Raw genomic sequence first — 15,311 nt, 5'->3', positions numbered from 1 at the left:
TCCGGTGCGTAAAGATTGCCGTTGTGCCTAGTAATCCGGTAATACTAATATAGAAATTGCATTTAATACTAAATTACTACTAAAAATTGAATCCTAGCTGAAGTGAAACTGAATATTAGCTGAAAGTTTGCTGAAAAACCCATTTTATCTTTTCTAAATCGAAAATCTTTAAAAAATGAATAATCTTCAAAGGATTTTCCAAGAAAAAAACACGATATAAACAATGAATCTAAAATGAAGGAGATGTTTAAATGAGCAGTATATCATCTATAACCAATTATTCTTATAATTCCTTTCTAACCTCTCAAAATAAAACATCATCAAAAATTAGTACTGATGGAGAATCCAGTAACTCACTTTTATCTCTATTAAATGCGGACACTGTTCAAAGCAATGGTGATGGGGATACCTTTGAGTTAAGTTCTTCTTCATCGGCAAGTAATAGTAATATTTCATACGATTTTAGCGGGGGGTCCTCAGACCCGATCAAGAATTTTCTTGATAAAGTAAAAAATGGGACAGTGACGGATAATGATATTGCTGCGATGCAAAGTCTATTAAATTCCAATACGACTCAGACAACTTCTACAGAGGACAACAGTTTATCATCAAATTCCACAGATCCAATAGGAAGTTTTCTAGAGAAAGTCAAAAACGGTACGGTTACCGCAGACGATCTTAAATCAATGAAAACGACCTTGAGTCAAATTCCTCAAGGTCCGCCACCGGGCAATAACAACAATTCTACAGACCCCATCGGAAGTTTTCTGGATAAAGTGAAAAATGGAACAGTCACAGCTGATGATATTTCTGCAATGCAAAGTTTATTAAATTCCAGTGATGACCAGACGATCTCAAGTGCAGACAGTGGTACTGTTTCAAGTGTGTCCAGCAGTTCCTCCTCAAGTACCACAGACCCAATCGGGAGTTTTTTAGATAAGGTTAAAAATGGCGCTGTTACTTCCAATGACCTGACATCTATGGAAACCTTTTTAAACCAATCCGACGATAACCAAAACAATGATTGAATGACTTCTTGAAATTCAGGTTGATTTATCGGGATTTTGTTAATGAGTACTCCCTGCTAAAGTTAGATGGGGATGTTGCAAAATGCATAAGCGTCCCCTATTAAAACGAAACCTTGCATAAATAGTGGTTAAAATCATCCACTTATATGCAGGGTTTTATTTATACTAGAAGAAAGTATAACCTTCGGTTAAATACTGCAAGAAGAACAAATTCGTGCGAAGACAGTGTCTTCGTCTTCTAGCATAAGTGCAACTTAGCTGCCGCTTTCGCCGGAGGCTTAGCGCCAGCTAAGTTTTCTTTATAAAAACGTATAAATACTCATTATGCAACGGTCCCATTTTTGCATGGTTAATTTTTCCTGAATTATTGGTATATTGCTTTGAAAGGGAAAAAAGGATTTAATGTCGAACATTTAAAATTAATTACGTCTTAATTCGGGCTACCCCCCCTAAAAGCTTTAGCCCCATCGTATAACCGTGTAGGAGGAAAAAAGCATGCCAGAATGGGAAGACCAATTGTCTTGGCAGCGTTTACAAGAGGATTCGAAAGCTCGCGAGGATTTTTTAGCTAAATCACAAATGTTTATCTGTCATGTGGCTAGTCAAGTGTGTTTTCGTTTTCTGGAATGGGGCAGGGATGAAGAATTATCTGAGGCTTTAATCGCTTTTAATGAAGCGATTGATTTGTTTAAAGCCGATAAAGGTGTACCGTTTCTAGCCTTTGCACGGATTTTAATTAAACGGCGACTGATTGATTATCATCGAAAACAACGTGTTCCTCTTTCTAATTCCCTAGATCAAGAGGATTATGGGCGAGACGTGGAAATCCATCTTAGTTTAGATGAATTTAAAGAAAACGAACAATCCCGTGAGAGAGCAGAAGAAATTCAACAGTTCAACAAAGCCTTAGCGACCGTTAAACTTACTTTTCAGGATTTAGTGGCAGTTTCCCCCAAACATCGGGATTCTCGTGAGACATTGCTTCGTGCCGCCAGAGAATTAGCCTTTGATAAAGAACTATGGTCTAACGTAGAACGTACCGGCAAAATTCCCATGCAAGCCTTAGCGCTGAAAACTCAAATTCACCCGAAGGTCTTAGAACGGGGTAGAAAGTATATCTTAGCTGTTGCTCTACTTATAGCTAATCAACATGATTATATTTATTTAAGGGAATACGTGCTCCCGCGAGAAAAGGGGTGAGAGTATGAGTAAATCAAAAGCTGTGGTGTTGGAAAAGTCCGGACTGCGTTACACAGTTCTGGGAAATGACGGGACCTTTCGCCACATTTATCGCAGAGGCAATTTGGGGATAGGCGAAGAAATTGAAATCCATACGGGGATAGTGAACTCTCATGGATTGCGCCTATGGGCAGGAATCGCAGCCGTATTTCTTTTGGTTTTTATGGCTTGTTTTGGGTGGAACCTATATCAAGCGCCAACTGCAGTTGCATTGCTCTCAGTGGATATTAACCCCAGTTTACAATTTACAATTGATGCCAAGGGCAATTTGTTGAAGCTCCAATCTCAAAATGATGATGCAAAGCGCATCCTGAGTCAGGTCAATCTTACAGGGCTGCCTATGGAACAAGCCATAGGTCAGATTATCACCCAGTCCTATAATCAAAAATTCCTTAATTCTCAGCAGCACTGGGTTGTGGTGGGATATTCTCCGATGTCAGATAAAACCTCTGCTCAAATGCCTAAAGAACTTAATGATCAGCAAATCGCCAATTGGATTACAGGAGCTGCTCAGAAAAATGGGTTTACACCTCAGATTGCAGTTTTTCCTTTGACTTCACAAGAGAGTGAGCTTGCTCAAAAAAAAGATTTGACTCTCGGTGAGTATGCTCTATGGCAGACTGCTCAAAATGCAGGTGTTGTGACGGGGGATCAGAATCTGAAGGACACTCAAGAACGAGTTCGGTTATTAGAAAACCCTCAAGTTCAAGCACAAATAAAGGCAGAAAAGCGAGGAATAGAATTAGGGTTACCTCTAACAACTGGAACAAAAAAACCTGATTCGGACTTGACGAATAAACCAACTATAGAGTCAAACGATAAATCAAAGTCTAACATGCAGCCTTCTTCGCCGGATAAGAATCAGAATAAACCAGGTATAGGCAAGGAGAAAGGGCAAATAAAGGATAATAAAGAGCAATCAGGGGATAACAATAAGGGGAATGAGCAGCATGATCTCCCAAAGACCAATAAGAGAACAGATCAGTCTGACAGGGGAACAAATCAAAGACCAGGGGACGACAGCCAAAAATCGGGTAAGCAAAAAGAGAGAGACGATTAGCATGTATACAGAGATAACTTGATTCGCAGACCCTTTCCGGCCTATCCAACACATGCATCTCATGTTAAACTATTAAATGAGAAAACCCTAAAAACATAAGGAGGTTATGTCATGATTGCTGAAGTAGATCAAAATGAGTGCATAGGATGCGAATCTTGTCCCGCGTTCTGTCCGGAGGTGTTTAGAATGGGAGCCGATGGCTTGGCAGAAGCTTATACTAATCCCGTGCCTAGCGAATGCGAAGAAGCTGCCAAAGAAGCTGCTGAAGGTTGTCCGGCTCATTGTATTTCTATTGAAGAATAAGCAAAGTATGTATTGAAGAGTAAATATCCCCGCCTTTACCGGCGAGGATATTTTAAGTATGAAATGGTTTAAGAGTTTTTCTCCTTGAAATTAAAATATTAGGCTTAGATCAATTGCTTAATCTAAGCTTAATTAAGATACCTGTAATGAATGTAATAGATATTTCAGTTTGCAAAATAATGGTTCCTTAAAGGTGTAAGAAAAACGAAATTGCTTATAATAGAAAGACTGGCTATCAAATATTGAATGAAGCAATATAATCAGGTAAAGGAGCAAAGAATATGGATAAATCGAAGCATCCAGTTGATCAAGTACTTCCGCCAGGACAGCTTTTCCTGTATGGTTTACAGCATGTCTTAGCTATGTATGCCGGTGCAGTAGCAGTTCCATTTATTATTGCCGGAGCTGCCCATTTTTCGAAAGAACAAATTGCTTTTCTCATTAATGCAGATTTATTTACCTGCGGAATCGCGACTCTTCTTCAGACTCTTGGACTATGGAAAATGGGGATCAGAATACCGGTTATCCAGGGGGTTACGTTTGCTGCTGTTACTCCAATGATTATGATCGTTCAGAACAGCGGGATGACTGCTATTTATGGATCTATTATTGTTGCCGGCCTTGTCACGTTTCTCTTAGCACCTTATTTTAGTAAGTTATTACGATTTTTCCCGCCTGTGGTCACGGGAAGCGTAATCACAGTCATTGGTCTCTCCTTGCTTCCTGTTGGTGTGCAATGGGCATGCGGCGGGGTGGGGGATAAAAACTATGCGTCTCCCACCTACCTTCTTGTTGCTTTCGTGGTACTAATCGCTATTCTCTTTATAACGAAATATTTTAAAGGGTTTATTGGAAATATTGCGGTCTTACTAGGATTGTTCATTGGTTTGATTGTAGCAATTCCCCTTGGTTTGGTTAATTTTTCAGGTGTTAGCAGCGCGCCCTGGATTGGATTAGATACACCTTTTCATTTTGGGTATCCAACCTTTCACATGGATGCAATTATTTCTATGATTTTGGTGATGTTAGTCGTTATGGTTGAGTCAACCGGCGATTTTCTTGCCATCGGAGAAATCATCGACAAACCTATTGGACCGGAAGATTTAACCCGTGGCTTACGTGCCGATGGTGCGGCGACGATGCTGGGAGGTATCCTCAACGCATTCCCTTATACGGCTTTTGCCCAAAACGTCGGTTTAGTGGGTTTAACAGGCGTGAAGAGTCGTTTCGTTGTAGCAACATCGGGAGTCATACTAGTCCTCATGGGTCTCCTTCCTAAATTGGCGACAATTATCGCCTCTGTTCCCAATGCTGTCCTCGGTGGTGCCGGTATTGCTATGTTCAGCATCGTGGCAGCAAGCGGCATGAAAACTCTCTCGAAGGTAGACTTCCAAAAGAATCGCTACAATATCTATATTGTTGCAATAAGTGTTGGAATCGGACTAATTCCTCTAGTTGAACCAAACTTCTTTAAGTATTTTCCCAATTGGAGTCAAACTATTGTTCACAGTAATATTACCCTTGGTTCACTGACGGCTATTATCCTCAACGCCTTCTTTAATGGGAGTAAAGGCGGAGATAATATCGAAAAGGAATTAGCTGCTAACTCTGGTATGGAAGTTTAAAGTTTGCAATTCTATTTTGAAAACAAGCTCGTTGGGAATTCGCCCATAAACGTATAGTTTAAACTAAGTCAACTCATTCAGCTAAAGCTGAACATTGGGGCTTTCATTGAACTATGAGTCCTACGTCGATAACTTCGGCGTAGGCTATTTTTTGCTTTCAGAAGCATAACCTTATACTGCTGTGAGCATTACTGATGATAAGTACAGAACTATATATTAGGAAATAAAATTAAATAATGCAAGCAATCACTTGCATTTGCACATAAAATACATTAAACTTAAGCAAGTAAGTACTTGCATTCAAAAGAGGTGGTCAAAATTCATGAAGAACCTTGAAAAAGCTATTGTCACTGATAATGCTTTAAGCATTAGGATTATTGAAGCTGCCAAAAAACTTTTTATGGAGCATGGCTTTAAAGGCACGACAACTAAAATGATCGCCGAAGAAGCAAAGGTCAATGAGGCAACCATATTTCGACATTTTAAAAATAAAGAGGGAGTATTTCTGGAACTATCCAAAGAATTAACCCGATATAGCAATTCAAAACTTGAAAGCGTCATGGAAAGTGAACTCCCCGTGGAAGATCTGCTTTATGAATTTGGATTGGGGTTATACAGGAGAATCGTTGAAAGCAAAGGACTTTTAATCGTCGCAATTATTGAATCAAAAAGAAGATCTGAATTAGTTACTAATGTAACAAATACGCTTAAATCTATTGTTGAAGTTCTCGAGAAAAAGCTAGAATCCTTATACATAGCAGGAAAGCTGGATAAGCATGACTTTTTTACGATTTCTTTAATGTATGTGGAATCTTTAATTGGTCTTTTCATTGTTCAGAACAGATTAGAAGGAGACCTTATCCCGGTAGAAATTCAGAGATTATGTCGAGGTGCATCCAAAGTTTTGGCAGCGGGTTTAATAAAACGGGATTGATAAATGAGAAGAATGTTTAGAACTTAACGGTATTTGGTTTATTACGAGATCTAAAAAATAAGATGCAAATAATTTAATTTCTTTGGATACAATGGGAGGAGTCGGGTATGAAAAAAAGAGCTTGGCTTATTTATGCTTTAATCTTCGTTGTTGTTATGCTCAGTGGATGCGGAGGAAACACAGATACAGTTAATTCGAATATTAAAACTTATCCAGTCAAAACATTACAAGTCAAAGAAGAAAGCTATCCCGTTTCTTTGGAGTATGAGGGAATTACCGGTGGGAGCGAAGTAAGAAAATTATCCTTTAAAAGTTCGGCTAAAATAGCAAAAATCTATGTAACCAAAGGCCAACATGTAAAAAAGGGCGATCCCTTGGTTGATCTCGATAAAACTGATTTAAATTTTGCTTTGGAAGCTGCCAAATCTCAAATGGATGCTGCTTCAGCTCAATATACGAAAGCCGTGAATGGAGCACAGTCTGAGGATATAAATAAGGCTGAGATCGCGGTCAAAAATGCCCAAGATAATTATAATTATTATCAGGATTTATATAACAAAAATGTTGCCTTATATAATAGTTCGGCGATTTCTCAACAGGCTTTAGACAGCTCGAAACTACAATTGGACAGCAGCGAAGCTGCCTTGAACAGTGCCCAGCAAAGCTTGGAGCAGCTACAAAATGGTACCAGAGCAGAGGACAAGGAAGCGCTGTTAGCCCAGTTAAATACGGCAACCGCCGATTATAAATCTAAAATGGACTTGGTTCAGGATGCTTCCTTAGTTGCTGATACGGATGGTTATGTGGTAGACGTTCTCTGCAAAGAAGGTGAATTACAGGCAGCCGGAAATCCCGTAGTTTTGATGAGAAGTGAAAATCAAGTCATTACTGTTGGATTGTCCGATAACGATGTAAAGAAAATCAAGGTTGGTACAAAAGCACAGGTTAAAATTGATAATACGACAGCAGATGGAGAGGTTATCAATATCGTGCAAATGGCGGATCAGCAATCCGGGACCTTCAGTGCAGAAATCAAGCTTTTAAATCCTATTGATAATGATCAGTTTTATATCGGTGAAAGTGTAAAAGTATACTTAGATGCCGGTGAAAAAGAATCCATTTTGATTCCCATCAGCAGCATATTAAATGATGGCGAAGATTACGTCTATGTAGTCGAGAATGGACGTGCAGTCCGAAAAAATATTACCCTGGGGGATGCTCACGAGGATAAGGTTTCCGTCGAAGGCTTGAAAGCTGGGGATAAACTTGTTATTGAAGGAATGAAGGAAATAAAAGCAGGTTATCGGGTTTCTGAAAAGTGAGGTGAAACGTAGTTATGGGATTGATTAAAGCAGCTATCGAGAACAAAAAAATTGTCTTATTTCTAGTCATATTAGTTATTATTGGAGGCTTTTATAGTTATTACATAGTCCCGAAACAAGAGAGCCCTGATGTATCCTCTCCGGCAGCTATGATTACGACTATTTATCCGGGAGCTTCTCCTGCAGATATTGAAACTCTTGTTACCAAGAAGATTGAAGACAAAGTGGAGGAAATAGATGGTTATGATTACGCAGAATCGTACTCTAAAAATAGTGCCTCAATCGTTATCGTTTATTTAAACAATGATGCCGATAAGGATAAAGCCTGGCGGGATTTAAGAGATAAAATTAATGATTTGAAACCACAACTTCCAGACGGATGTCAAGCAAGTACCATTAATACTAACCTCACTGAGACCGCCGGGATGATATTAAGTATCTCGGGAAAAAACTATTCTTATGAACAGCTAGGTAATTATGCGGACGATATAAAAAAATCTTTGAACAATGTTAATGGAATTTCGAGGTTTGATGTCGACGGTAAGCAAGATAAGCAAGTCAAGATTGATGTTGATTGGACGGAAATAAATAAATATGGTATTTCCTTAGTTGATTTGTGTAATGTACTTAAAGCTCAAAACATCAATATCCCTTCAGGATCTTTGAACCTAAAAACAGGGAAAATAAAGGTTGAAACACCAGGTACATTTACCTCACTGCAGGATATACAAAATACCATTGTCGGAGTTTCCAAGACGACAGGGGAAACTGTGAGGATTAAAGACATTGCTAAGGTCTATATGGATTATGATGATAATTCAGACCTTAAATTCACGGATAATGGGGAAAATGCAGTACTGCTTGCGGGTTATTTTCAAGACAACAAGAATATCGTACTCGTGGGCGATGATGTTAGAAAAGAATTAGACACTATAAAAAAACAGCTTCCCAGTGATTTGACGATTGATGAAGTTACTTTTCAACCTAAAGATGTCAGTGATTCTGTTTCCTTTTTCATGAAAAATCTCAGAGAAGGTATTATTCTTGTTATTATCACGGTGCTTATAGGCATGAGTCTTAGGAATGCCATGGTGGTATCCGCAGTGATTCCGATCTCAATCTCAATGTCTTTCTTGGCAATGTACGTGCTGGGGATTAAAGTTCAGCAAATGTCTACCACAGCTCTGATCATTGCCCTTGGGATTCTGGTTGACGATGCGATCGTTATCGGTGATGTTATTCAAGTAGGTATTGATCAAGGATTATCCGGAAATGAAGCAGCATTTCAGGGAATCAAGAGGCTGTTTGTTCCCGTATTCACGTCCACCTTGATTATCGTTGGTGCCTTCGCACCGCTTCTGACGATTCCCGGAGCTGTTGGGGAATTTATGAGAAGCTTACCTCAGGTTGTTATGATCTGTGTTACTTGTTCGTATCTTTCGGCCTTACTTGTAACTCCTGCCATGTCTTCTTTATTTTTTAGAAAAAGCAAAAACGTTGATAAAGAGAGCATTGTGCGCAAAATGTTCCGTAATCTCTTAAGCTATGGTCTTAAGCACAAGAAGACGATTGTTGCGGTAGCTCTGGGAGTTTTCATCGTGGCGATAGGTTTGCTGAAAACGTTGGGGATGCAGTTTTTTCCCTATGCAGACAAAAATATAATCTATATTGATGTAGCTAACGAGAAAATGGAGGATATTGACAGCACAACTAGTTTGGTAAAACAAATAGAAGCTATCCTAAAAACAGAGAAGGATGTAACGGGATATACATCAGCTATTGGGGGCGGAATGCCGAAATTTTATATAACGATGCCTACAGTCGCAGGTTCCAAGGATACTGCACAAATCATGGTAAGAATAGATCTTAATAAATCGAAACAGTTTAAAACAAGACAAGAATTGGCCGAGCATCTACAGAGTTTGTTGGACAGTAAAATTTCGGAAGGGACAGCTACGGTAAAACAGTTGGAACAAGCGCAGCCCATAGGAGCCCCCATACGCTTGAGACTTACCGGGGATGATTTAGATAAACTATATGCGGCTTCAGATAAAATTCAGCAACAATTATTGAACATACCCGGAACTTTAAATGTCAGAGATGATGCCGCTAAGAAATCTTATGAATATGAAGTAAACATTGATGATGCTAAAGCATCACAGCTTGGTTTGCTCAAATCAGATATTCTTCAGCAAATTAATATTGCTTTGAATGGGTATAGTAGTTCCGTCTATCGAAAAAATGGCAAGGAATATGATATCTTAGTAAAAACAAATGTTTCGTCTGTAAAGGATTTGGAAAATCTGCAAATTAAATCAAGCATTACTGATAATAAGGTACTCTTGGCTCAGGTAGCATCCGTAAAACTTACTCCTGAATTGGATCAAATAAAACACTACAAAAAAGAAAGAACGGTAACCGTCTACAGTGATGTAAAAACTGGGTACAATTCAGTGAATATCGAAAACGCTCTAAGTGAACAAATTAAGAAAATGGATTTAAATGGGGTGAATGTTCTCTACGATGGAGAAAAACATCAAATTCAAACGAACTTTACCAGTCTTGCGGTGGCTGGGGTGTTTACAGTTCTAATTATTTACGTTCTCTTATTTGTTCAATTCAAATCATTCGTCCAGCCTTTAATTATTATGTGCTCACTACCCTTATCCTTAATTGGTGTAGTTATAGGGCTGATGATCTTTAGAATGCCACTATCGTTAACAGCTGTCATGGGGATTATAAGTCTTATTGGGGTTGTTATCAGAAATGCAATCCTGCTGATTGAATATATTAACGGCGGGAGAGAAGAGGGATTATCTATTAATGAAGCTTGTCTGTATGCTGTTAGTCAAAGATTCAGACCTATTATTCTGAGCTCAACCGCAACGATCACAGGGCTTATTCCCTTAGCCCTATCAAATAGCGCTTTATTTGGCCCCATGTCGGTAACCATTATGTTTGGTCTTTTGACTGCCACGTTCCTTACCTTTATCGCCATACCGGTAATTTATTCCGTAGTTAATACGAAAATAGAACAGAGAGCAGTTCAGGGAAAAGGGATAAGTCTTTAAAAGTTCCCAAAGAATTAATTAATAAGGTGCCGTCTTATAGCATAATGAGACGGCACCTTTTGGATGTTCATCCTAGGCTTTTTTTGGTAAAATTATTTTAACGGAAAGACTATTTTATAAACTTGGTGAGGCAGTCATGAAAAAGAAACCAAAAGCAACTCGAAAACCAAGAACTCAGGCTTTATTCAATACCGGTACTCGTCCCCATAAATCGATCAAGGACTATACACGAAAAGTCAAACACAAAGAAGCAATTACTGATGGGGAAAAGTGATTAATACTGATATTATGGAGGTGCATGAAGCCAACCAGGACCTGATTGAATCTGTTAGGGCCATAGAGCGCAAACTAGATTCCAAATGAGCTGTTCGATGAGACTAAAACTATTAAAGATTAAAGACCAGTTACCCGTGCAATGCAAATTCAAATTATAGTAACTGTTGAAGCGGGTCTAATCTTATAAAATCTTTGACAAATTATTCATAACTCATTCATCAATAATCGCTAGATTAGGAGTATAGTTCATTGTGAATTCAAGAATTTTAAGGAGGAGTCAACATGCTTAGATTTGGACTTCTGGGCGGTGGTCTCATGGGTCTTGGGCTTCTCAGCGTGGCTATACATCTGATTATATGGGTTTTCTTAATTATGATGGTCGTAAGAATATTCCGGGGTCATAGTCATAGGCCTAACGTTGTTACAAGACAATCTGACTACGCCTTAGAAATTCTTCGGGAACGATTTGCCCAAGGCGAAATTGACGGTGAGGAATTTAACAGAAGGAAACATGATTTGTTGTCCTAAGTTAGTAAAAGCGTTGATGAGAAGATAAAATCATTCTCTTCAACGCCTTTTAGTACTATCAGAAAGTATAACCTTCGGTTAAATACTGCAAGAAGAATTAATTCGTGCGAAGACAGTGTTTTCGTCCTCTAGCATAAGTGCAACTTAGCTGTCGCCTTCTCCAGAGGCTTAGCGACAGCTAAGTTTTCTTTACTTTTAAGTGACTTGTGTAGATTAACTCTTAATTGGTAAAATTAGCTTAGAGAGGAGGCAAGGAAACCTCCTAAGTTTATGATCGGAGAGGTAATGATGGGAAATGTCGATATCTTTGAAATGATGGCTAATAGATATGATACTCCTGAAAGAATCCAAATTTCGAAGGCCACAGCAGATGCTATTCGCAAATATTTAGTTGACACTCATGATAAGAATGCTATTGATTTTGGGTGCGGAACTGGTCTTGTTGGAATGAACTTGTTAAATGATTTCAATTCTATGCTTTTTCTGGATCCCTCACAAAAGATGATCGAACAAATAAAACAAAAAATTGACGACTTTAATATCCGGAATGCAGACACATTATGCTTTGATTTCGAAAAGGAAAGCAGAACAAATTTACAGGCTGACTATATTTTTATGGCTCAGGTTCTCCTCCATATTAATGATGTTGAGTTAGTTTTATCAAGATTATACGATATTCTAAATGTAGGAGGGCATTTACTAATCGTAGATTTTAATAAAAATGATGAAATAGTCTCAGATAAGGTTCATAACGGATTTGATCAAAATAACCTTACTGAACTTATGACTAAAATAGGGTATAGAGAAATTCAATCTAAAACGTTTTATTTTGGAAGTAAACTATTCATGAATCATGACGCATCTTTGTTTATACTTGATTCTCGAAGATGAATTTGAAAACAAATCCTTAATAATAATACAATTATTTTTGCAAGCCAATCTAGTGCTAATTATTGTCCTCAAGCAATCATGCATTTATGTTCTTTCTCTATGAGTGAGATTGGAAAGAATATGTAAAATGTAGTTCCCATTGAACTAGAATCAAAACAGATCTTCGCCCGATGAGATTCCACAATTTTGTAACAGGTTGCCAAACCTAATCCAGTTCCGAAATCTTTCGTCGTAAAGAAAGGAGTTCCCAGCTTATTGTAATTTTCTTGTGGTATTCCACATCCTTCATCCTCAATTGCCAGTACTACCCTGCCTTCCTGTAAATTGCTTTCAATAGTAAGACAACCCCCATCCTTCATTGATTCAAGTCCATTTCGGGCAAGATTTAGAATCAGTTGTGTGATTTCTTTTGTATTCAGTTCTAGATTGGGAATCTCCCCTGGTATAAAGCGTATTTGTTTATTTTGGGTAAATGCATCAGCTTCTAATAGGGGATATAGACCACTGATGATATCGTTTAAGTTTTGAGACTGAAGTTGAGTCTTCTTCGTTTGTGCCAACGATAGAAACTCTGTAATAATCGAGTTTGCTCGATCAAGTTCCGAAATCATCAGGTCAAATGTTGTTTTTTGAGCTTCATACTCAGACTTAATCCCCAATAATTGAAGATAGCCACGAACGGTTGTCATAGGATTCCTGATTTCATGCCCTATTCCCGCAGCTAATTGGCCCACAAGATTAAGGCGATCAAGTCTAGCCATTTCCTCTTGAGCGATTTTTCGACTGGTAATCTCCCGAAAATAACAGCTCATACCGATATCGGCAGGGTAGGCACTTATCTCAAACCATTTATTACCTAACACTTCAGAAAGAATCTCAAAAGTCACCGATTTTTTTCCGTAAAGTACTTCTTGATAATGTGCTAGAGCTTTGTCGTCAATCTTAAATTCTTCCGTTATTATTTTGCCTAACAACTCATCACGAGATTTTCCAAAAGCGATTTCTCCAGCACGGTTAATGTAGGTCAATTTTGAGTCACTATCAACTGTAAGAAAGCAATCCGTCATACTTTCGAGGATTGAAAGCATTTCTTCTTGAGATTTAATTAAATTTTCACACGCCAATTTTCGCTCCGTGATGTCCTGATAATAAACAGATAATCCGTTTCCGGAGGGGTAGGTTTTGACTCGATACCAGGTATCATCCTGTAAAAAACTATGATATTCAAAGATTATGGGGGTGCACCCCTTGATCACCTTTAAGGAGTTTTGTTCTAATAATGTCCCTCGTGCTTGCGGAATTACCTGCCATATTACCTTACCTAAGAGCTCTTCGTGTGTCTTCTGAAATAGTCTAACTGCCGCGTTATTGACAAAGGTAAATCGCCATTGATGGTCTAACACATAGAAGGCATCAGGCATCTGATGAATAATATCTGCTATTAGTTGATTACTTCGAGACAGAGCAGATTCTAAAGATAAGTATTTAGTAAGTTGTTCAACTCGTTCTTTTTGCATCTGTTTCATTTCCGTTACGTCAATATACGCGAACAATATGCAATCTTGATCATCGATTTCAATTGTTTCCGCCGACAGAATTCCGGTACCAATTGATCCAAATTTCGTAACAAGAGTACATTCAATGTTTCGAATTGAGCCGTGTAATTCTATCGCTTCTAGGAATCGATTAAATTCATGTTCAGGGACCCCCAATTCAATGGGCGTTTTGCCAATGACCTCTTCTCGAGTAAACCCCCTTTCTTTTATGAAACGATCGTTAACATACAGATATTGATGATCAGACTTTCGAAGGATCGTCATCATATGGGGGCCAAGCTGAAACGCCTTGCTGAATCGTTCATTTGCACCTTTCAACTTTTCAGCTTGCTTTTTTCCATCAGTAACATCATTAACAACTGCTACATACGCATAGTCGCCACTAGGCATTTGAAAACCTGACAAGTCGGCCACAATGTGTCGATTATCTTCGGTTTTTAGTTTTCTATGGAGCTGTTTTGTCATATTCAGGCTTTCAATATCTGAGTCTTTTAATTCCAACAATTTGTTTATTTCTGCCGAAGAATTATTGAGCTTTTCTAAACTTTTACTGACCATCATTGGACCATTTGGATTATATATTAGGAGATTTATAGGGCTGTCATTGATAATTTTGTTTAGAATGGATCCCTTACTAAAGAAATCGCAAATCCTGAAATAGAAATTAAATATTATGGTGGTTGCCAGTGAATTAACCACCATAATAGGAACAGCAATTTCTCTGAGAATTGTTATCGAATTGTTATTCATCGGATGATTACACCAAATAATAAATAGTGAAGTAAAGGCCATGAAAATACCAAGAGGGATACCAAAGAGGGGCTTCTTTCTATTCAGACAATTCTTGACTCGCCAGCCTAAAATGCTTCCCAAACATGCAAAAACTATAATGCTGGCAATTCCGCCCATAGAACCGTTTCCACCAACTATATATCGGTATAGAGCGCCAAGGAAAGTTGCTATTACAGCACATAAAGGACCTCCAATAAACCCAGCCATAGTCATGGTAATATTACGAAAGTCAAAGAAATAGCCCGGAACAATAGTAATTTTTCCTTTGATTACAAAAGTCGTAACTAACCCGAAGAAAATACCTAAGACGTAAATGGAGTATTTTTTATGGAGAGAATGCTTGATCCATATTGCGAAACCACAGAAGAATAGGACATCAAGTGCATTGCTTACAAGGTCGTAGTACAAAGATTCTTCCCTCCCATTTTGCAAGTATAAACGTCAACAATATCAATTGTACAACCATAAGGAGTAAAATTTTGTCATATTTTTGTGTCGCATTATTGCAATGATTAGAAAAATAGCTCACATTTAATTGCTTTCATATTTCGCATATTGAAATATTGTAAAGCCTTCTTCAGAATTAATCTGTATTGAGTATTAATTTGTATTGAAGAGTCGATAGTTTGGCTTAAGCTCCAAAAGTCTCATTACGATCTGGATTAAAACGTGGAATAATAGCCCGT

12 protein-coding genes are annotated in these 15,311 nt (G+C 38.2%); 11 read left to right on the top strand and 1 reads right to left on the bottom strand.

From position 1 onward, the window contains the following. Nucleotides 1-251 precede the first annotated feature (251 nt). From DESACI_RS13555 to DESACI_RS13510, 11 genes are all read left to right on the top strand, one after another. Nucleotides 252-1,028, top strand: a complete 777-nt coding sequence (locus tag DESACI_RS13555; RefSeq protein WP_014827756.1) for a hypothetical protein — start codon at nt 252-254, stop codon at nt 1,026-1,028. Nucleotides 1,029-1,523: 495 nt separating this feature from the next. Continuing rightward, complete coding sequence (sigI, locus tag DESACI_RS13550) at nt 1,524-2,228, top strand: RNA polymerase sigma-I factor (RefSeq protein WP_014827755.1); 705 nt, start codon at nt 1,524-1,526, stop codon at nt 2,226-2,228. 4 nt (nt 2,229-2,232) lie between these two features. Next, nucleotides 2,233-3,327 (top strand): anti-sigma factor domain-containing protein, encoded by a 1,095-nt coding sequence (locus DESACI_RS13545; protein ID WP_014827754.1) that lies wholly within the window; start codon nt 2,233-2,235, stop codon nt 3,325-3,327. A gap of 111 nt (nt 3,328-3,438) precedes the next feature. After that, the gene (locus DESACI_RS13540) at nt 3,439-3,630 is read left to right on the top strand and encodes a ferredoxin (protein WP_014827753.1); all 192 of its coding nucleotides are present in this window, start codon (nt 3,439-3,441) and stop codon (nt 3,628-3,630) included. Nucleotides 3,631-3,911: 281 nt separating this feature from the next. Beyond that, entirely contained in the window at nt 3,912-5,255 is a 1,344-nt protein-coding gene (locus tag DESACI_RS13535) for a nucleobase:cation symporter-2 family protein (protein WP_014827752.1), read from the top strand. A 322-nt stretch (nt 5,256-5,577) separates the two neighbouring features. After that, on the top strand, nt 5,578-6,189 hold the full coding sequence (locus DESACI_RS13530; protein WP_014827751.1) for a TetR/AcrR family transcriptional regulator: 612 nt from the start codon (nt 5,578-5,580) through the stop codon (nt 6,187-6,189). 107 nt (nt 6,190-6,296) lie between these two features. Next, nucleotides 6,297-7,511: an efflux RND transporter periplasmic adaptor subunit gene (locus DESACI_RS13525; RefSeq protein ID WP_014827750.1), complete on the top strand. Its 1,215-nt coding sequence runs from the start codon at nt 6,297-6,299 to the stop codon at nt 7,509-7,511. Between the two features lie 14 nt (nt 7,512-7,525). Next, nucleotides 7,526-10,582, top strand: coding sequence for an efflux RND transporter permease subunit (locus tag DESACI_RS13520; protein ID WP_014827749.1), 3,057 nt, complete (start codon nt 7,526-7,528; stop codon nt 10,580-10,582). Nucleotides 10,583-10,718: 136 nt separating this feature from the next. Continuing rightward, entirely contained in the window at nt 10,719-10,856 is a 138-nt protein-coding gene (locus DESACI_RS24800) for a hypothetical protein (RefSeq protein ID WP_014827748.1), read from the top strand. Between the two features lie 284 nt (nt 10,857-11,140). Further along, a complete protein-coding gene (locus tag DESACI_RS13515) occupies nt 11,141-11,386 on the top strand; it encodes an SHOCT domain-containing protein (protein WP_014827747.1) in 246 nt (81 codons plus the stop codon). A gap of 288 nt (nt 11,387-11,674) precedes the next feature. Beyond that, nucleotides 11,675-12,277, top strand: a complete 603-nt coding sequence (locus DESACI_RS13510) for a class I SAM-dependent methyltransferase (protein WP_041276505.1) — start codon at nt 11,675-11,677, stop codon at nt 12,275-12,277. Between the two features lie 68 nt (nt 12,278-12,345). On the opposite strand, the gene DESACI_RS13505 is transcribed toward DESACI_RS13510, so the two are convergent. Beyond that, nucleotides 12,346-15,033, bottom strand: a complete 2,688-nt coding sequence (locus tag DESACI_RS13505; protein ID WP_014827745.1) for a PAS domain S-box protein — start codon at nt 15,031-15,033, stop codon at nt 12,346-12,348. Between the last annotated feature and the right edge of the window lie 278 nt (nt 15,034-15,311).

Origin of the sequence: Desulfosporosinus acidiphilus SJ4 (genome assembly GCF_000255115.2) — a bacterium.
GTDB classification, from domain to species: Bacteria; Bacillota; Desulfitobacteriia; order Desulfitobacteriales; family Desulfitobacteriaceae; genus Desulfosporosinus; species Desulfosporosinus acidiphilus.
This window is presented reverse-complemented; position numbering and strand designations above follow the sequence as displayed.